The following is a 17850-nucleotide window of genomic DNA, read 5'->3' as shown; positions in this document are numbered from 1 at the left end:
GAGACGCCGGCGGCGATCCGATCCGCGTAGGCGCGCGGGTGCTTCACGTTCCACCAGCGCGTCCCGCCGACGTGGCTGTGCGCGCCCGGGCCGGCCCCCCACCAGTCGGCCCCCTGCCAATAGGCGAGGTTGTGCCGCGAGCGGGTCGTCGAGGCGCCCCCGAGCACGCCGGCCCGCGACCAGTTGCTGATCTCGTACCAGGCGAACCCCGCCTCGGCGAAGCGCCGATCCGCGAGCTCGTACATCTCGGCGTGCAGGTCGTCGTCGGGGGCGGCGACCTCGCCCCGGCGGATCTGCGCGGCGAGCTTGGTCCCCGGCTCCACGATCAGCGCGTACGCCGAGAGATGATCCGGTTCGCAGGCCAGTGCCGCCTCGATCGACGCGGACCAGTCCTCGAGCGTCTCCCCCGGCGTGCCGTAGATCAGATCGAGGCTCACCTGGAGGCCGGCATCGCGGGCCCAGCCGACCACGAGCGGCACCCGGTCGGGGCTATGGGTACGGTCGAGGACCGCGAGCGTGCGCGGCACGGACGACTGCATCCCGAAGCTGACCCGGGTGAACCCGGCGTCCGCGAGTCCGCGCAGGTAGGCCGCGTCCACCGAATCGGGGTTCGCCTCTGTCGTGACCTCCGCACCCGGCGCGAGCCCCCATTCGTCGCGCACCCTGGAGAGCATCCGGGCGAGGTCGCCCGCGGGCAGCAGCGTCGGCGTGCCGCCGCCGAAGAACACGGTCGAGACCGGACGATCCGGCAGTCCGGCGCGTCGCAGCACCTCGGCCCCGAAGCCCAGCTCCGCCTCCACCTGTGCGGCGTAGTCCGACCGAGCCGCCCCCGGGCCGAGTTCGCTCGCCGTGTACGTGTTGAAGTCGCAGTAGCCGCAGCGCACCCGGCAGTAGGGCACGTGGATGTAGACGCCGAAGACCCGCGCATCCGCACCGTCCACGGCGTTCGGAGGCAGCGAGCCGTCCGGGGGCGCGGGATCCCCGTCGGGCAGCGTGCTGGGCACCGCCTCAGTCTCCCGTCGGGAGCACGCCCGTGACGAGCACATCGAGCTGCGCCCGCGAGGCCTTCAACGCACGCTTGATCGCCGACTTGCCCTTGCCCGGCAGGCGGCCGCCGGGAGGCGGCCAGAGGAAGCCGCGGGCGATCGCCCAGACGGTGTCGTCCTCGCGGTGCTCGACGACGAAGCATTCCTCGCCGACCACGTCCTCCTCGTCGGCGGCGCCCCAGGCGAATCCGATCCGTCGCGGTTCGCTGATCGTGTAGACGACTCGGTAGCGGCGGGGTGCGCGGCCTTCAGGCCAGTGCAGCGTAACCTCGGTGCCCGCGGTGACGAAGGGTTCGCCGTCAGGGCCGTACTCCATGTCCGGGACGGCGACCGGCTGCGGCGTGCCGCGGTCGTCGAAGGCGATCCCCGAGTACTGCCCGCCGTCGCCCTGCGCGATGTTCTTGACGCGGATGCCGACTCCGCGCTGCGCCCGCCAGGTCATGACCGCGGTCGATGCGACGAGGAACCGATCGGATCCGCTGCCCAGGCGCACCTCGAGCTCGTACGGCGTGCTGCCCTCTGGCGGGAAGCGCATCAGGTCGGGCGCCGCGGAAGCGCCGACCGCGGCGTAGACGGCGCCCTGGTCGATGTGGGTGCTGCGCCGCTGCGGGCCCGCCGCGGCGTCCGGTCCGTCCGACTCGGCGGCGGTCACTTCTTCGTCTCCTTGCCTTCCACATCCCCGGAGAGCGCGGCGATGAAGGCCTCCTGCGGCACCTCCACGCGGCCGACCATCTTCATGCGCTTCTTGCCCTCCTTCTGCTTCTCGAGCAGCTTGCGCTTGCGGCTGATATCGCCGCCGTAGCACTTGGCGAGCACGTCCTTGCGGATCGCGCGGATGTTCTCACGGGCGATCACGCGCGCGCCGATGGCGGCCTGGATCGGCACCTCGAACTGCTGCCGCGGAATCAGCTTGCGCAACCGCTCCGTCATCATCGTGCCGTAGTGGTAGGCGTTGTCCTTGTGCACGATCGCGCTGAACGCGTCGACCTTGTCGCCCTGCAGGAGGATGTCGACCTTCACGAGCTCGGCCTCCTGGTCCCCCATCGGCTCGTAGTCGAGGCTCGCGTAGCCCTGCGTGCGGCTCTTCAGGTGGTCGAAGAAGTCGAAGACGATCTCGCCGAGCGGCATGGCGTAGCGCAGCTCGACGCGCTCGCCGAGGTACTCCATGCCGAGCAGGCTGCCGCGCCGGCTCTGGCAGAGCTCCATGATGGTGCCCACGTACTCCTTCGGGGCGAGGATCGCGGTGCGCACCATGGGCTCGCGCACAGCGGCGATCTTGCCGTCGGGGTACTCGGACGGGTTGGTGACCGTGACCTCGACGCCGTCTTCCCTCGTCACCTGGTAGACTACGCTCGGCGCCGTCGCGATGAGGTCGAGGTCGAACTCGCGGCGCAGGCGCTCGCTGATGATCTCGAGATGCAGCAGGCCGAGGAAGCCGCAGCGGAAGCCGAAGCCGAGCGCGACCGAGGTCTCCGGCTCGTACTGCAGGGCGGCGTCGCTGAGCTTCAGCTTGTCGAGCGCCTCGCGCAGCACCGGGTAGTCGGAGCCGTCGATCGGGTACAGGCCGGAGAAGACCATGGGCTTCGGGTCGGTGTAGCCGGGGAGCGCGTCGTCGGCCGGCTTCAGCTTGGTGGTGACGGTGTCGCCCACCTTCGACTGGCGCACGTCCTTCACGCCCGTGATCAGGTAGCCGACCTCCCCGACCGCGAGGCCCTTCGTCGGCGTCGGCCCCGGAGACGAGACGCCGATCTCGAGCGCCTCGTGCTCGGCCCGCGTCGACATCATCAGGATCTTCTCGCGCGGCGTCAGGCGCCCGTCGACCATGCGCACGTAGGTGACCACGCCGCGGTACGGATCGTAGACGGAGTCGAAGATCATGGCACGGGCGGGGGCGTCCTTGTCGCCCACCGGCGCCGGGATGCGCTCCACCACGCGATCCAGCAGCTCTTCGACGCCCGCGCCGGTCTTGCCCGAAACCTTGAGGATGTCTTCGGGGTCTCCGCCGATCAGGTCGGCGATCTCGCGCGCCACCCGCTCGGGGTCGGCGGCCGGCAGGTCGATCTTGTTGAGCACCGGGATGATCTCGAGGTCGTTCTCCATCGCCAGATAGAGGTTCGCGAGGGTCTGTGCCTCGATGCCCTGGGCCGCGTCGACGAGCAGGATCGCCCCCTCGCACGCGGCCAGCGAGCGAGAGACCTCGTAGCTGAAGTCGACGTGCCCGGGCGTGTCGATCATGTTGAGCGCGTAGTCGCCGACCTCGCCCGTGTCCGGATCCGGGAGCGCCCAGTGCATGCGCACGGCCTGCGACTTGATCGTGATGCCGCGCTCGCGCTCGATGTCCATGTTGTCGAGGTACTGCGCGCGCATGTCGCGATCCGAGACCGTGCCGGTGATCTGCAGCATGCGGTCGGCCAGCGTCGATTTGCCGTGGTCGATGTGCGCGATGATGCAGAAGTTGCGGATCCGCGCCGGGTCCGTCGCGGCGGGCACCGGGGGCTTCAAGCTACGTGGAGACATTGCGAGCTATTCTCTCATGCTCGGCACCCCCTTGCGCTCCATACCGTCGTGCGCCGCGTCCTCGCGCTTCGTTGCCCGAGTCGCACCGGGCTGGGAGAATGACGGGATGCCGCACGTCGCAGCGCTCTACCGCTACCCGGTCAAGGGGTTCACTCCCGAACCGCTCGACGAACTCGTCGTGCAGCGCGACGGCCGGATCGCCGGTGATCGCGTGCTCGCATTCCGTTTCGCCGATGCGGCGACTCCCGAGTCCCTCGACGGACTCGACTACTGGCCGAAGTCGAAGGGGCTGTCGCTGCAGGACTTCCCGGCGCTCGCGGCGCTGCGCCTCAGCTACGACGAGGACTCGCGCAGGGTCCGGATCCTGCACGGCGATGTCGAGCTCGTCGAGGCGGGGCTCGATCCCGCCGGGCGGCACGACCTCGTCGAGACCATCACCGCCTACGTGCAGGACTCGCCGTGGGCGCCGCGGCTCGCCCGGCCCGGCCGGCTGCCGCTCGAGCTCGTCGGGGACGGTACGAGCTCCCGATTCCAGGATCGCCCGCGCGGATACGTCACGATCCACGGGCGGAGCAGCGTGACGGAACTGAACGAGCGCCTCGGCGCCCCGATCGACGACCGACGGTTCCGCTCGAACATCGTCGTCGAGGGCTTCGCCCCGCGTGCCGAGCTCGGCTGGACGGGCGCCGTGCGCATCGGCGGCGTCGAGTTCATCGGGGAGGGCCCCATCGTGCGCTGCCTCGCCACGCACGCGAACCCCGACACCGGCGAACGCGACGCACGCGTGCTCACCGCGCTGACACGGGATCTCGGCCTCTCCGAGCCCACGCTTGGGCGGCTCCTCCTGCTCTCGGGCGTGGGCGGCACGATCCGCGTCGGCGACGAAGTGGTCGTCGACGAGAGCTGAAGCCCGGTTCGGCGAGAGATCTGCTAGGCTTATCTCTTGGCTTGCGTGTGGATCACACCACACATCCCGCAAGGCGCCCTCTCTCGCCGAGCGGACAACCCGTCTCAACCTTTACCTCTAAGGACGCAACTCAACGTGGCAAACATCAAGTCGCAGATCAAGCGCATCAAGACCAACCAGAAGGCGACCGACCGCAACCGGGCCTACAAGAGCGAGCTCCGCACCGCCGTGCGTCAGACCCGCGAGGCCATCGCCGCCGGCGACAAGTCGCTCGCCGAGCAGAAGCTGCAGCACGCGTCGAAGAAGCTCGACAAGGCCGTGAGCAAGGGCGTCATCCACAAGAACCAGGCCGCGAACCGCAAGGCGAAGCTCGCCGTCAAGGTCGCCGCGCTCTAGATCTTTCAGGATCGTATCCGCGCAGGATCGCGAAAAAGCCCCGCCTCGGCGGGGCTTTTTCTTTGCCTCTGCTCAGCTCCGCCGCAGCACCAGCGGCTCGTCCTGCCAGGGCACGATCGAAGCGCGCCCCTCCGCGGTCAGCCGCACGGGCCTCAGCGTCTCTCCGTCCACGACGACGATCGTTGTGATCGCGCGGGCGACGACGGTGCGATCCGGCTCCGACCCGTCGATGCTCTCGCCGTCGACAACGGAGTTGTCGAGAATCTCGTAGTGGATCTCGAGGCTCGAGCCGCCGAGCTTGCCGATCCACAGTTCGACCGTGACCGGTCGTGCCGAATACTCCAGCACGCGCAGGAACTCGATCTGCTGGTTCGCGACGAGCGTCTTCATGCCGCTTCGGCCGTCGACCCGGAAATGGTGCTCCATGCCGGTGCGCTCGCGGGCCGAGCCCAGCTCGAAGACGCGCACGCGCGCCTCCTCCAGGTAACGCGCGTATGCGGCGTTGTTGATGTGCGCGTAGGCGTCCTGATCGCCCCAGCGCAGCTCGATGTCGACGTGTACGCGCGCCACCGGTGCCGGCCTCAGCTCCGCGTCAGCTTGCGATAGGTCACCCGCGACGGCTTCGCCGCCTCGGGGCCGAGCCGCTCGATCTTGTTCGTCTCGTAGGCCTCGAAGTTGCCCTCGAACCAGTGCCACTGCGCCGGGTTCTCCTCGGTGCCCTCGTAGGCGAGGATGTGGGTCGCGATGCGATCCAGGAACCAGCGATCGTGCGTGATGACCACGGCGCAGCCGGGGAACTCGAGCAGCGCGTTCTCGAGCGACTGCAGGGTCTCGACGTCGAGGTCGTTCGTCGGCTCGTCGAGCAGCAGCAGGTTGCCGCCCTCCTTGAGCGTCAGCGCCAGGTTCAGGCGGTTGCGCTCGCCGCCCGAGAGCACGCCCGCCTTCTTCTGCTGGTCCGGGCCCTTGAAGCCGAACTTCGACACGTAGGCGCGCGAGGGGATCTCGGTCTTGCCGACGGTGATGATGTCGAGGCCGTCGCTGACGACCTCCCACAGCGTCTTCTCGGGGTCGATGTTCGCGCGCGACTGGTCGACGTAGCTGATCTTCACGGTCTCGCCGATGCGCAGCTCGCCGCCGTCGAGCGGTTCGAGCCCGACGATCGTCTTGAACAGCGTGGTCTTGCCGACGCCGTTCGGGCCGATGACGCCGACGATGCCGTTCGGCGGAAGGTTGAAGCTGAGCCCGTCGATGAGCGTGCGGCCGTCGAAGCCCTTCTCGAGGTTCTTCGCCTCGATGACCACGTTGCCGAGGCGCGGGCCGGCAGGGATCTGGATCTCCTCGAAGTCGAGCTTGCGCGTGCGCTCGGCCTCCGCCGCCATCTCCTCGTAGCGGGCGAGGCGGGCCTTCGACTTGGCCTGGCGGCCCTTGGCGTTGGATCGCACCCAGTCGAGCTCGTCCTTCAGGCGTCTCGCGAGCTTCGCGTCCTTCTTGCCCTGGATGTCGAGGCGCTCGGCCTTCTTCTCGAGGTAGGTCGAGTAGTTGCCCTCGTAGCCGATGAGCCGGCCGCGGTCGACCTCGGCGATCCACTCCGCGACGTTGTCGAGGAAGTACCGGTCGTGGGTGATCGCGATCACGGCGCCCGGATACTTCTGCAGGTGCTGCTCGAGCCACAGCACGCTCTCGGCGTCGAGGTGGTTGGTGGGCTCGTCGAGCAGGAGCAGGTCGGGCTTCTGCAGCAGGAGGCGGGCGAGGGCCACACGGCGCTTCTCGCCACCGGAGAGGTTCTCGATCCGCGCGTCGCCGGGCGGGGTGCGCAGCGCGTCCATCGCCTGCTCGAGCTGGTTGTCGAGATCCCAGCCGTCGGCCGCGTCGATATCCTCCTGCAGCGTGCCCATCTCGGCGAGCAGTGCGTCGAAATCCGCATCGGGCTCGGCCATGAGCGCCGAGATCTCGTTGAAGCGGTCGACCTTCGCCTTGATGGCGAGGCCCTCCTCGATGTTCTCGATGACGGTCTTCGACTCGTCGAGCTCGGGCTCCTGCATCAGGATGCCGACGGAGTAGCCGGGGGCCAGCGCGGCCTCGCCGTTCGAAGGCGTGTCGAGCCCGGCCATGATCTTGAGGATGGTCGACTTGCCCGCGCCGTTCGGGCCGACCATGCCGATCTTCGCACCGGGCAGGAACGCCATCGTGACGTCGTCGAGGATCAGCTTCTCTCCGACCGCCTTGCGGGCGCGGACCATCTGGTAAATGTACTCAGCCATGGTTCCCTAACCTACCAGTCGACGGCCCCTGCCCAGGCGCCGACCTCGCCTCCCGACGGGGGTCGCGCGGTCGGTCGGCCCCTACCAGTCGATCGGACGGGTCTCGCCGATCAGGCAGGTCCGCTGCTTCGGCCCGACGGCGGGTGCGACCTCGACGGCGACCTCCCGGTTCGCGGTGAGCATCTGGCCGATCAGGCACTCCTCGCCTATCCGCACCGAGACGAAGATGCTGTCCGCGACGAGATCGGTCGCCGTCCGGTCGAAGCTCACCTGCATGCGCTTCCGTGCGAACCCCGCGTCGACGATCGCGTCGACGATCGACCGCCCCTCGACCGGCCCGTCGTCGGCCGCGTAGGCGCGAAGTCTCTGCGAGAAGTAGGGCAGGTTGTCCTCCGCGGTACCGTCCGGATAGAAGACGGCCTCCTCCTGGGGCTCCTCCGACACGGTACCCGGAGCCGGTTCGGCGACAGGCGACTCGACGCCGAGGAGCGCGCATCCGCTCAGCACCATCACGAGGGCCGTCATGAGCGTCGTCACGAGCGTCGCCGTGAGCGCTGTTCCGAGCGCTCCGTCAGTGGACCGGAGGGAGCGGAGTTCGGGCATCGAGCCAGTGTATCCGGATCGGCTCTCGCGATCCTGATGAGCGGTTCGGCAGCCGATTCGGCGTTCACAGCGTCCCGGAACCGACTGATGCGGCGAGTTCTCCACAGATGTCTCCGAGTGGCCGCGTCGCCCCGACCGTGCCGCGGATCATGGAGATGGGCGGCCCGGCTCCAGGCACGGCGGTCGGGCCGCCCCACACACCTCCGCCACAGGCGGATCGCATCGAATGAGGAGCACCCATGAACAACCAGATCAGTGTCATCGGAACCATCGCCACGGACCCGAAGTCCATCACGACCAGGTCCGGGGTCACCCTGTGCACGTTCCGCCTCGCCAGCGGCGAACGCCGCTACGATCGGGCCCAGCAGAAGTGGGTCGACGGCGAGACGAACTGGTTCGGCGTCACAGCCTTCCGGGCCCTCGCAGATCACGCCGCGGCCTCGTTCCGCAAGGGCGAACGGGTCATCGTCACCGGCCGGTTGCGGGTCAGGCAGTGGGAGAACGACGAGAAGAGCGGCACTTCCGTCGACATCGAGGCCGAGGCCCTCGGCCACGACCTGCGGTGGGGCGTTTCGAGCTTCGAGAAGCGCTTGGGCGCCGACGGCGGCGCGGATCGACCCGAGACCGAGGCTCAGCAGCACTGGGGCGAACCCGCCTCCGACTCTGCCTCCGCATCTGCCTCCGCGTCCGCGTCCGAGGAGGACACGGTCGAAGAGGGCGAAGTCGGGAGCGGGAGCGGTTTCCTCGCAGCGGCCTGAGCGGACGCCCGCCGGACGCGTGCGGCGCGTGCCGGGCGGAAGCCCCGCGTGTGCCGGGCGCATCCCCAGCGCGAACCCCGCGCGCTTCCCGGCGAGAACTCAGTTCGGCAGGAGGTACTCGGCGAACGCCGCGCGCACCCTGTTCACCTTGGGCACCGCGACCGCGAGGCAGTACCCCTGCGTCGGGTTCTTGGCGAAGAAGTCCTGGTGGGCCTCGGGAGCGGGGTACACCGGGCCGAGCGGTTGGATGGTGGTGACGATCTCTCCCGGCCACCACTCCGCCGCGCGGGTGCGGGCGGCCTCGAAGACCTCCCGCTGCGCGTCATCGGCGTAGAACATCGCCGAGCGGTACTGCGTGCCGACGTCGTGGCCCTGCCGGTTCAACTGCGTCGGGTCGTGCATGGTGAAGAACGCGTCGAGCACCACCTGCTCGGGCAGCGTCTCCGGGTCGAAGGTGACCGCCACGGCCTCGGCGTGGCCCGTCCTCCCCGTGCACACCTGCTCGTAGCTGGGATCCGGCACGGTGCCGCCGGTGAAGCAGGAGTGCACGTCCACCACCCCGCGCAGGGCGCGATAGGCGGCGTCGAGGCACCAGTAGCATCCGCCCGCGAGGACGAAGGTCGTCATTGCCGGGTCCGTGCGCGTCATGGCCGCGCTCCTCTCCACCAGTCGTCCGCCGGGGTCACCGGCAGGCGGCGTTTGTGCTCGGTCGTGCGGTACTTCCGCTCGATCTCGGCCGCGGCCTCGGCCGGGACGTCCTGCCCTTCGAGATAGGCGTCGATCTCGGCGTAGCCGATGCCGAGATTCGCCTCGTCGCTCTGCCCCGGGGTGCCGTCGAGCAGGTCGGCGGTCGGAACCTTGCGCCAGAGGCGCTCCGGGGCATCCAGATGCTGCAGCAGGGCGGCGCCCTGCCGCTTCGACAGACCCGAGAGCGGGAGGACGTCGGCCGCGCCATCGCCGAACTTCGTGAAGAAGCCGGTCACCGCCTCGGCGGCGTGATCGGTGCCCACGACGAGCAGCCGGCGATCCCCCGCGATCGCGTACTGGGCGACCATGCGCATGCGCGCCTTGACGTTCCCCTTGTTGAAATCGCTCGTCGTCTCCCCCAGCGCCTCCGACACCTCTGCGACGAGCGCATCGACGGCGGACGCGATGTTCACCGCCACGGCCTGGTCGGGCCGGATGAAGTCCAGCGCGATCTGCGCATCCTCCTCATCGTGCTGAACCCGGTACGGGAGTCGCACGGCCACGAACTCGGCATCCGCGCCCTCGGCGCGGAGCCGCTCGACCGCGAGCTGGCACAGCCGACCGGCCAGCGACGAGTCCTGCCCGCCCGAGATGCCGAGCACGAAACCGCGCGTCCCGGGGACCGATCGCACGTACTCGACGAGGAAGGCGACCCGCGCCTCCACTTCGGCAGCGGGATCGCGGACCGCTCTGGAACCCAGTGCTTCGATGATCTCCCGCTGTACCTCGCGCATGCGCCCAGCCTACTCTCCGCGTGTTACCGGAACGTGTCGAACGGGAGCGCCTCCCCCGCCCGACCGCGCGCGGTCAGACCCCGACGAGACAGCCGGGTCCGAGCAGGCCCTTCAGGTCTCCGTACAGATCCGCGGTCACGCGAACGCGCTGCGGCAGTTCGAACACCCGTACTCCGCCGGCGGTGAGGAGGTTCAGGCGCACTTCGCTCTCGCCCCGGTGCCGCTGCAGCATCTCCTTGAGACGGCTCACCGTGTCCACCGTCGCCCGGCTGTCGGAGACCGAGATGGTCAGCGACTCGGCGTCGTCCTGCACCACGGCGTCGATCACCTTGACGGAATACGCGTGCATCGAGATGCCGTCGTCTCGCGCGTTGAGCTTCCCGCGCAGCGCGACGATCGCGTCATCCTTGAGCAGCGAGCCGTACTCCTGGTACGACTTGCCCATGAAGAGCGCCTGCATCTCGCCGGTGAAGTCCTCGATGGTGACCATGCCGTAGAGGTTGCCGGACTTCGCGGTGCGGTGCTGGACGCTCGTGAGCAGGCCCGCGATCACGACGGTCTCACCGTCCGTCTTCGCGTCCGGGTTCGTCGCATGCTCGATCGAACTGGTGGAGTCCTTCGCCAGTGCGGTCTCGAGCCCCCGCAGCGGGTGGTCCGAGACGTACAGGCCCAGCATCTCCCGCTCGAACGAGAGCTTGTCCTTCTTCGACCATTCCGGCCGCTCGGGGACGAGCTGGTGCGCCTCCGCACCGCTCTCCTCGGCGGTCTCGGCGAAGAGGCTGTCGAAGTCGAAACCGACGTTGCCGCTCTCCGCGTCCCGCTTCTGCTTCACCGAGCTCTCCACCGCGCTCTCGTGGATCTCGAGCAGCGCCCGCCTGGTGGAGCCGAGCGCATCGAAGGCGCCGGCCTTGATGAGGGACTCGATGGTGCGCTTGTTCAGCACCTGCATGGGCACGCGCTTGAGGAAGTCGTGGAACGAGGCGAAGTCACCGGATCCGCCCTCCCCGCCGCTCTCCCGAGCGCTGCGGATGCCGTCCACGACGTTCGCGCCGACGTTGCGGATCGCGCCGAGACCGAATCGGATGTCGCCGCCGACCGCCGCGAAGTTCGCGAACGACTCGTCGACCGACGGCGGCAGCACCTTGATGCCCATCCGCCGGCACTCGTTGAGGTAGAGCGCGAGCTGATCCTTCTTGTCGCCGACGCTCGTGAGCAGCGCGGCCATGTACTCCGCCGGGTAGTGCGCCTTGAGGTAAGCGGTCCAGTAGCTGACGACCCCGTAGGCCGCCGAGTGCGCCTTGTTGAAGGCGTAGTCCGAGAACGGCAGCAGGATGTCCCAGAGCGCCTTCACCGCGGCATCCGAGAAGCCGCGGTCGCGCATCCCGCCGCTGAAGCCCTCGTACTGCTTGTCGAGCTCCTCCTTCTTCTTCTTGCCCATGGCCCGCCGCAGGATGTCGGCCTGGCCGAGGGAGAACCCGGCCACCCGCTGCGCGATCGACATGACCTGCTCCTGGTAGATGATCAGGCCGTAGGTCGTGTCGAGGATGTCCTTGAGGGGTTCCTCGAGCTCGGGATGGATGGGGGTGATCGGCTGCAGACCGTTCTTGCGCAGCGCGTAGTTGGTGTGCGAGTCGGCGCCCATCGGGCCGGGGCGGTAGAGCGCGAGCACGGCCGAGATGTCCTCGAAGTTGTCCGGCTTCATCAGCCGCAGCAGGCCGCGCATCGGTCCGCCGTCGAGCTGGAACACGCCGAGGGTGTCGCCGCGTGCGAGCAGCGCGTACGATGCCGCGTCGTCGAGCGACAGCGCCTCGAGGTCGAGCTCCTCGCCCCGGTTGAGGCGGATGTTCTCGAGCGCGTCCGAGATGATCGTGAGGTTGCGCAGCCCCAGGAAGTCCATCTTGATGAGCCCGAGGCCCTCGCAGGTGGGATAGTCGAACTGCGTGACGATCTGCCCGTCCTGCTCGCGCTTCATGATCGGGATGATGTCGATGAGCGGGTCGCTCGACATGATCACGCCGGCCGCGTGCACGCCCCACTGGCGCTTCAGCCCCTCGAGCCCCAGGGCGGTCTCGTAGACCGTCTTCGCCTCCGAGTCGACCTCGAGCACCGCCCGGAACTCTGCGGCCTCCTTGTAGCGCTCGTGCTCCGGATCGGTGATGCCTGCGAGCGGGATGTCCTTCGCCATGACGGCCGGCGGCATCGCCTTCGTCAGCTTCTCCCCCATGCCGAAGGGGAAGCCAAGCACGCGGGAGGCATCCTTCAGCGCCTGCTTCGACTTGATCGTGCCGTAGGTGACGATCTGCGCGACGCGCTCGTCGCCGTACTTCTCGGTCACGTACTTGATCACCTCGCCGCGTCGGCGATCGTCGAAGTCGACGTCGAAGTCGGGCATCGACACGCGGTCGGGGTTGAGGAAGCGCTCGAAGATCAGCCCGTGCTGCAGCGGGTCGAGGTCGGTGATGCGCATGGCGTAGGCCGCCATCGACCCTGCGCCCGAGCCGCGACCCGGGCCGACCCTGATGCCGTTGTCCTTCGCCCAGTTGATGAAGTCGGCGACGACGAGGAAGTAGCCGGGGAACCCCATCTGCGTGATGACGCCGGTCTCGTACTCGGCCTGCTTCCGCACCTCATCGGGGATCCCGCCCGGGTACCTGTAGTGGAGGCCGCGTTCGACCTCCTTCACGAACCACGACTCCTCGTTCTCGCCCTCCGGCACCGGGTAGCGCGGCATGTAGTTGGCCGAGGTGTTGAACTCGCTGCTGCAGCGCTCGGCGATCAGCAGCGTGTTGTCGCAGGCCTCCGGCAGCTCCCGGAAGAGGTGGCGCATCTCGCTCGCGCTCTTGAGGTAGTAGCCGTCGCCGTCGAAGTGGAAGCGGTTCGGGTCGTCGAGCGTGGAGCCCGACTGCACGCACAGGAGCGCCTCGTGCGCCTTCGCGTCGTGCTGGTGCGTGTAGTGCAGGTCGTTGGTGGCCACGAGCGGGATGCCGAGATCCTTCGCGATCTCGAGGAGCTCCTTCTGCACACGCCGCTCGATCTCGAGCCCGTGGTCCATGATCTCGCAGAAGAAGTTCTCCTTGCCGAAGAGGTCCTGGAACTCCGCGGCCGCCGCGCGCGCCTCCGCGTACTGCCCGAGACGCAGACGCGTATGGATCTCCCCGGACGGGCAGCCGGTCGTCGCGATAATCCCTTTCGCGTAGCGCTGCAGCAGCTCGCGATCCATGCGCGGCTTGAAGTAGTAGCCTTCGATGCTCGCGAGCGACGAGAGCCGGAAGAGGTTGTGCATGCCCTCGGTGCTCTGGGAGAGCATCGTCATGTGGGTGTACGCGCCGCCGCCCGAGACGTCATCGCCCCCGCCCCCGCCCCAGCGCACGCGCGTGCGGTCGCCTCGGTGCGTTCCCGGAGTGAGGTAGGCCTCGATGCCGATGATCGGTTTGACGCCGTTGTTCCGCGCCGTCTGCCAGAAGTCGAAGGCCCCGAACGTGTTCCCGTGATCGGTCACCGCGATCGCGGGCATGCCCTGCGCCGCCGCCGCTTCGATGAGCGGCTTCACCCGGGCGGCGCCGTCGAGCATCGAGTACTCGCTGTGAACGTGCAGATGGACGAACCCGTCTTTCTCGGACACCGATACGACCCCTTTCACCGATCCGTCCAGGGTATCGCGCCGGCGCACGGTCGGGTGACCCGCCTGCTGAACCGAGCCTGTCCCGTCAGTCCGCGAGCACGTCGAGCGCGCGCTGCAGATCCTCGGGATAGACGCTCTCGAACGAGACCGGTTCCCCGGTGCCCGGGTGTCGGAAGCCGAGCCGCATCGCGTGCAGCCATTGCCGTTCGAGGCCCAGCCGCGCGCTCAGCACCGGATCGGCGCCGTACATCGTGTCGCCGACGCAGGGATGGTGCTGGGCCGACATGTGCACGCGGATCTGGTGCGTGCGGCCGGTCTCGAGCTCGATCTCGAGCAGGGAGGCGTAGGGAAAGGCCTCGAGGGTCGTGTAGTGGGTGACCGAGGGCTTGCCGTCGCGCGTCACGGCGAACTTCCACTCGCTGCCGGGGTGCCGCCCGATCGGCCCCTCGATGGTGCCGCTGAGGGGGTCCGGGTGGCCCTGCACGACGGCGTGGTAGATCTTCTCGACCGTCCGCTCCTTGAACGCGCGCTTCAGCAGGCTGTAGGCCAGCTCGCTCTTGGCCACCACCATCAAACCGCTGGTGCCCGCATCGAGCCGGTGCACCACTCCCTGCCGCTCGGGCGGCCCGGAGGTGGCGATCCGGTAGCCCGCGCCCATGAGCGCCCCGAGCACGGTCGGCCCGCTCCAGCCCAGCGAGGGGTGCGCGGCGACGCCCGCCGGTTTGTCGACGACCACGATGTCGTCGTCGTCGTGCACGATGCCGAGTTCGGGCAGATCGACCGGCACGATCTCCGGCCCGGTGCGCTCTTCCCAGGAGACCTCGAGCCAGGCTCCGGGGACGAGGCGATCACTCTTCCCCATGGCGCGCCCGTCGAGGGTGACGCCCCCCGATCGGGCGACCTCCGCCGCGAAGCTCCGTGAGAACCCGAGCAGCTTGGCGAGCCCCGCATCGACCCGGTCGCCGGCCAGCCCCTCGGGGACCGGCAGCGAACGATGCTCCATCAGCGGGTCCCCTCGGACCGCGGGTCGTCGGAACGCGGCTCGTCCGAACTCGGCTCGTCCGAACTCGGCTCATCCGGATGAGAGCCGTCGGACCGCGGATCGTCGGACTGGGGGTCTTCGGACTGGGCATCGTCGGGCCGGGACTCGTCATCCCGGTCCTCCTGCCGCTCGCGCGACCGGACCCGCGGTCCGCCGTCGATCGGGAGCCCGAGCAGGGAGATCAGGACGAAGAGGATCATCGCCGACACTATTCCGATATCGGCGACGTTGTAGATCGCCGGCATCATCCAGGGCGTCGAGATGAAATCGATCACGTGCCCGACGGGGAAGCCGGGCTCACGGATCAGCCGGTCGGTGAGATTCCCCGCGACGCCGCCGAGCAGCAGCGCGAAGAACACCGCCCAGCTGCGCGAGCCGAGCCGGCGGATCTGCCAGAGGACTGCGGCGAGGACGACGGCGGCGAGGATCGTGAAGACCCAGGTCGCCCCGGTCGCGAAGGAGAACGCGGCCCCCGGGTTGCGGACGAAGTGCCACTGCAGGAACTCCCCAAGCACCGGCACCGTCCGCCCCTCCGGCAGATGCTCGACCACCCAGTTCTTGCTGAGCTGATCCGCGGCGTAGACGACGACCGCCAGCACGAGCAGCATCAGCGCCTGCGCGCGGTGCCGCGGCACGGCGACGGCCGCCGCCCCTTCGGACACGGCGGCCGTTTCAGCCTTGTTCTCCACTCGCGGGATCAGTTGAGACCCTGCGGACGGCCCTTGGGCTCGGGCGAGCCCTCGAGCTCGCGCAGCTGTGCCTGGATGTAGGACGAGAGGGTGCTGCGGTACTCGGACTCGAACTCGCGCAGCTCGCTGATGCGGCGGTTGATGCCGTCGCGCTCGCCTTCGAGGCGGTTGAGCTCGTCGGCGCGCTTCTGCTGGGCCTCTTCGACCAGCTGGTTCGCGGTGTGCTCGGCCTCGGCGACCGTGCGATCGCGCTGCTCCTCGCCGTCGCGGATGTACTTGTCGTGCAGTTCGAGCGCCAGCTGGAGCATCGCGCTCGACTTGACCGCGGCCGCGTCGTAGACGGATCCGCCCTCTGCGGCGGGCTCCACCGGCTCCTCGGGCTTCGCGGCGGGCTGCGCGTCGACCACGATCGTCTGCTCGGAGACGTTGGCGGCGGGCTGCGCCGACTCTGCCGCGCCCTCGGCCGACTCGAGCTCCGCGACGCGGGCGTTCGCCTGCTCGAGCTCGGTCTGCAGCCGCGAGATCTCCTCGTCGCGCTGACGCAGTTCCACGACGATCTGGTCGAGGAGGTCGTCCACCTGGTCCATGTCGTAGCCGTCACGGAACTTCGTGACCTCAAACGTCTTGTTGAGGACTTCTTCGGGTGTCAGTGCCATTTCCTACGTCACTTTCGCAATCGGGGCTGCCCTCCGCAGCACGTTACACGCTAGCAAACATGGACCCTATGCGGGAACCGCGCGGATGATCGCGAGGAGAATCCAGCAGGTGACCATGGTGAGCATCCAGCCCAGATCGAGGGAGATCTGCCCGAGGCGGATCGGTGGGAGAATGCGCCGGAAGAATCGGATCGGCGGGTCCGTCAGCGTGAAGACGATCTCTGTGATCACCAGCAGCGGGCCGCGCGGGCGGAACCTCGGGTTGAACGCGAGCACGAAATCCAGGATCAGCCGGATCCAGAGGACCCAGGTATAGATCTGCAGCGCCCAGAAGAGGACGAGCAGGACGAGGCCGAGGACGAGCTGCACCGCGGCTAGGCGCTCGTGCCCACGAAGAACGAACCGCTCTCCTGCTGGGGCCGCTCATCGCCGCTGACGGCGATGTGCTCGGGAGAGAGCAGGAACACCTTGCTGGTCACCCGCTCGATGCGTCCGTTCAGCCCCATCGAGAGTCCGCTCGCGAAGTCGATCAGCCGACGGGCATCGCCTTCGTTCATCCGGGAGAGATTGAGGATCACCGGCACGCCCTCGCGGTAGCTCTCGGCGATCGTCGCGGCGTCCCGGTACTCGGTCGGATGCACGGTGAGGATCTCGTTCATGGAGGGGGTCGAGGCGTGCCGGGTCGGGGTGACCTTGCGCAGCGGCGTGACCTGCGCGCGCGGCTGCGTCGAGCGCGCTGCAGGCGCGGCCGCGGCGGGAGCGGCTTCGCTCACCACTCCGGTCTCCTGGGCGTCGAGATCCTCCTCGGCGAGACCGAGGAACACCATCGTCTTCTTCAGCGGGTTGCCCATGTTCTTCTCTCCTCGATGATTCTCGAAGCCGCACTCCCGGCGGGTTGTTTCAGAGACTAGCCTGCGTTCGGTCGATTTCCCGTGATTGCGCTGCCGATGCGAAGGTGTGTCGCACCGGCGGCGATCGCCTCCGGATAGTCGTGCGTCATGCCGGCGGAGATCGCCGTGGCGGTCGGCGCGAGCGCGCGAAGGCGGTCAGCGTATCCGTGGAGGCGTTCGAACGCGCCGGCGGCCGCTTCTTCCTCGGGGAGCGGCGCGACCGCCATGATGCCCCGCAGTTCGAGCGTCGGAGTCTCGAGCACGCGCTCGGCGATCCGCTCTATCTCGTCCGGTGCGGCGCCTCCACGGCCGGGGTCGTCGGTCAGGTTGACCTGGACGAAGGCCTCGATGGGGCTCGCCGTCTCGGCGGTGGCGAGCGCGTCGACGAGACGCTCCCGATCGATCGAGTGGATCGCGCGCGCGTACTGCGCGGCCTGTCGCGCCTTCTTGGTCTGGAGCTGGCCGATGAAGTGCCAGTTCAGCGCATCGCCGTCGGGAGTGCGCAACCCGGCGAGCTCCGCGGCCTTCGCTTGCGCCTCCTGGTGCCGGTTCTCGCCGACGTCGCGCACCCCGAGTGCGGCGAGCGCGCGCACGAGACTCGCCGGATGGAACTTCGTCACGACGATCAGGGTGAGTTCGCCGGGGTCCCTCCCCGCGGCGCGCGCGGCCTCCTCGATGCCCTGCCGCACCGAGGCGAACCGGGCGTCGAGCGCGGATCCCCCTCCGGAGCCGTTCTCGGTCATGGCGTCACTTCAGGAAGTCGGGGATGTCGAGATCGTCATCGTCGCCCTCGAACGCGGCGTCGACCAGCTGCTCCTCGACGGGCGGGTTCACGACGCTCTCGCCGAACTCGCTCGCGAAATCTCCCCCGGAGCTCGCGCCGATCTCGATCGGACCGGAGGCGCCCGCGGAATCCGCGGCGCTCGACCCCGCGACCGCGACGGACGCCAGGTCGGGGCTCGCGCCCTCCAGGCTCTCCACC

At 68.8% G+C, this 17850-nt stretch carries 18 protein-coding genes and 1 pseudogene; 3 read left to right on the top strand and 16 right to left on the bottom strand.

Features of this window, described 5'->3' with window-relative positions:
* From hemW to lepA, 3 genes are all read right to left on the bottom strand, one after another.
* The coding region (gene hemW / locus ACFPZL_RS03915; protein ID WP_382334737.1) for a radical SAM family heme chaperone HemW at positions 1-1004 on the bottom strand (1004 nt) is incomplete at its 3' end.
* Between the two features lie 4 nt (positions 1005-1008).
* Positions 1009-1698 carry a DUF1990 family protein gene (locus tag ACFPZL_RS03910; protein ID WP_218113716.1) on the bottom strand — a complete coding sequence of 230 codons (690 nt, stop codon included), beginning with the start codon at positions 1696-1698 and terminating at the stop codon, positions 1009-1011.
* Positions 1695-3563: a translation elongation factor 4 gene (gene lepA, locus ACFPZL_RS03905; RefSeq protein ID WP_218113717.1), complete on the bottom strand. Its 1869-nt coding sequence runs from the start codon at positions 3561-3563 to the stop codon at positions 1695-1697. The genes ACFPZL_RS03910 and lepA overlap by 4 nt, the downstream gene beginning before the upstream one ends.
* Before the next feature lie 106 nt (positions 3564-3669).
* On the opposite strand from lepA, the gene ACFPZL_RS03900 reads away from it, so the two are divergent.
* Both ACFPZL_RS03900 and rpsT read left to right on the top strand, forming a co-directional pair.
* Entirely contained in the window at positions 3670-4470 is an 801-nt protein-coding gene (locus tag ACFPZL_RS03900; RefSeq protein WP_218113718.1) for an MOSC domain-containing protein, read from the top strand.
* A gap of 135 nt (positions 4471-4605) precedes the next feature.
* A complete protein-coding gene (rpsT, locus tag ACFPZL_RS03895; protein WP_218113719.1) occupies positions 4606-4866 on the top strand; it encodes a 30S ribosomal protein S20 in 261 nt (86 codons plus the stop codon).
* Positions 4867-4938: 72 nt separating this feature from the next.
* Here rpsT and ACFPZL_RS03890 read toward each other — a convergent pair whose 3' ends face one another.
* The 3 genes from ACFPZL_RS03890 to ACFPZL_RS03880 form a co-directional block, all read right to left on the bottom strand.
* On the bottom strand, positions 4939-5436 hold the full coding sequence (locus ACFPZL_RS03890; RefSeq protein WP_218113720.1) for an acyl-CoA thioesterase: 498 nt from the start codon (positions 5434-5436) through the stop codon (positions 4939-4941).
* Positions 5437-5447: 11 nt separating this feature from the next.
* Complete coding sequence (gene ettA / locus ACFPZL_RS03885) at positions 5448-7127, bottom strand: energy-dependent translational throttle protein EttA (protein WP_218113722.1); 1680 nt, start codon at positions 7125-7127, stop codon at positions 5448-5450.
* An 81-nt stretch (positions 7128-7208) separates the two neighbouring features.
* Positions 7209-7730 carry a DUF6993 domain-containing protein gene (locus ACFPZL_RS03880; RefSeq protein WP_236021625.1) on the bottom strand — a complete coding sequence of 174 codons (522 nt, stop codon included), beginning with the start codon at positions 7728-7730 and terminating at the stop codon, positions 7209-7211.
* 239 nt (positions 7731-7969) lie between these two features.
* On the opposite strand from ACFPZL_RS03880, the gene ACFPZL_RS03875 reads away from it, so the two are divergent.
* Positions 7970-8488 (top strand): single-stranded DNA-binding protein, encoded by a 519-nt coding sequence (locus ACFPZL_RS03875; protein WP_218113723.1) that lies wholly within the window; start codon positions 7970-7972, stop codon positions 8486-8488.
* A 99-nt stretch (positions 8489-8587) separates the two neighbouring features.
* Here the strand turns inward: ACFPZL_RS03875 and msrA are convergent, their stop codons facing one another.
* From msrA to ACFPZL_RS03825, 10 genes and pseudogenes are all read right to left on the bottom strand, one after another.
* Positions 8588-9115 carry a peptide-methionine (S)-S-oxide reductase MsrA gene (gene msrA / locus ACFPZL_RS03870; RefSeq protein WP_218113787.1) on the bottom strand — a complete coding sequence of 176 codons (528 nt, stop codon included), beginning with the start codon at positions 9113-9115 and terminating at the stop codon, positions 8588-8590.
* Between the two features lie 17 nt (positions 9116-9132).
* A complete protein-coding gene (nadE, locus tag ACFPZL_RS03865) occupies positions 9133-9969 on the bottom strand; it encodes an ammonia-dependent NAD(+) synthetase (RefSeq protein WP_218113724.1) in 837 nt (278 codons plus the stop codon).
* A 73-nt stretch (positions 9970-10042) separates the two neighbouring features.
* Positions 10043-13540 carry a DNA polymerase III subunit alpha gene (dnaE, locus tag ACFPZL_RS03860; protein WP_236021655.1) on the bottom strand — a complete coding sequence of 1166 codons (3498 nt, stop codon included), beginning with the start codon at positions 13538-13540 and terminating at the stop codon, positions 10043-10045.
* A 136-nt stretch (positions 13541-13676) separates the two neighbouring features.
* Positions 13677-14594 (bottom strand): RluA family pseudouridine synthase, encoded by a 918-nt coding sequence (locus ACFPZL_RS03855; RefSeq protein ID WP_218113726.1) that lies wholly within the window; start codon positions 14592-14594, stop codon positions 13677-13679.
* Positions 14594-15295 (bottom strand): signal peptidase II, encoded by a 702-nt coding sequence (lspA, locus tag ACFPZL_RS03850; protein WP_236021627.1) that lies wholly within the window; start codon positions 15293-15295, stop codon positions 14594-14596. Before lspA ends, ACFPZL_RS03855 begins: the two co-directional genes overlap by 1 nt.
* Before the next feature lie 35 nt (positions 15296-15330).
* Positions 15331-15978: a DivIVA domain-containing protein gene (locus tag ACFPZL_RS03845; RefSeq protein ID WP_218113728.1), complete on the bottom strand. Its 648-nt coding sequence runs from the start codon at positions 15976-15978 to the stop codon at positions 15331-15333.
* A 66-nt stretch (positions 15979-16044) separates the two neighbouring features.
* Complete coding sequence (locus ACFPZL_RS03840) at positions 16045-16347, bottom strand: YggT family protein (RefSeq protein WP_218113730.1); 303 nt, start codon at positions 16345-16347, stop codon at positions 16045-16047.
* A gap of 5 nt (positions 16348-16352) precedes the next feature.
* Entirely contained in the window at positions 16353-16829 is a 477-nt protein-coding gene (locus ACFPZL_RS03835) for a cell division protein SepF (protein ID WP_218113731.1), read from the bottom strand.
* A 56-nt stretch (positions 16830-16885) separates the two neighbouring features.
* On the bottom strand, positions 16886-17611 hold the full coding sequence (locus tag ACFPZL_RS03830; RefSeq protein WP_218113733.1) for a YggS family pyridoxal phosphate-dependent enzyme: 726 nt from the start codon (positions 17609-17611) through the stop codon (positions 16886-16888).
* 4 nt (positions 17612-17615) lie between these two features.
* Positions 17616-17850: pseudogene (locus ACFPZL_RS03825) on the bottom strand (cell division protein FtsZ); the annotation flags it as partial.

Source organism: Leucobacter soli, assembly GCF_042659205.1.
Taxonomy (GTDB): Bacteria; Actinomycetota; Actinomycetes; order Actinomycetales; family Microbacteriaceae; genus Leucobacter; species Leucobacter soli.
This window is presented reverse-complemented; position numbering and strand designations above follow the sequence as displayed.

Coding starts and splice junctions, on each gene's coding strand:
- lepA (WP_218113717.1), bottom strand. CDS start 3,563: ATGTCTCCACGTAGCTTGAAGCCCCCGGTGCCCGCCGCGACGGACCCG.
- ACFPZL_RS03900 (WP_218113718.1), top strand. CDS start 3,670: ATGCCGCACGTCGCAGCGCTCTACCGCTACCCGGTCAAGGGGTTCACT.
- ettA (WP_218113722.1), bottom strand. CDS start 7,127: ATGGCTGAGTACATTTACCAGATGGTCCGCGCCCGCAAGGCGGTCGGA.
- ACFPZL_RS03880 (WP_236021625.1), bottom strand. CDS start 7,730: ATGCCCGAACTCCGCTCCCTCCGGTCCACTGACGGAGCGCTCGGAACA.
- ACFPZL_RS03875 (WP_218113723.1), top strand. CDS start 7,970: ATGAACAACCAGATCAGTGTCATCGGAACCATCGCCACGGACCCGAAG.
- msrA (WP_218113787.1), bottom strand. CDS start 9,115: ATGACGACCTTCGTCCTCGCGGGCGGATGCTACTGGTGCCTCGACGCC.
- nadE (WP_218113724.1), bottom strand. CDS start 9,969: ATGCGCGAGGTACAGCGGGAGATCATCGAAGCACTGGGTTCCAGAGCG.
- dnaE (WP_236021655.1), bottom strand. CDS start 13,540: ATGCTCGACGGCGCCGCCCGGGTGAAGCCGCTCATCGAAGCGGCGGCG.
- ACFPZL_RS03855 (WP_218113726.1), bottom strand. CDS start 14,594: ATGGAGCATCGTTCGCTGCCGGTCCCCGAGGGGCTGGCCGGCGACCGG.
- ACFPZL_RS03845 (WP_218113728.1), bottom strand. CDS start 15,978: ATGGCACTGACACCCGAAGAAGTCCTCAACAAGACGTTTGAGGTCACG.
- ACFPZL_RS03835 (WP_218113731.1), bottom strand. CDS start 16,829: ATGGGCAACCCGCTGAAGAAGACGATGGTGTTCCTCGGTCTCGCCGAG.
- ACFPZL_RS03830 (WP_218113733.1), bottom strand. CDS start 17,611: ATGACCGAGAACGGCTCCGGAGGGGGATCCGCGCTCGACGCCCGGTTC.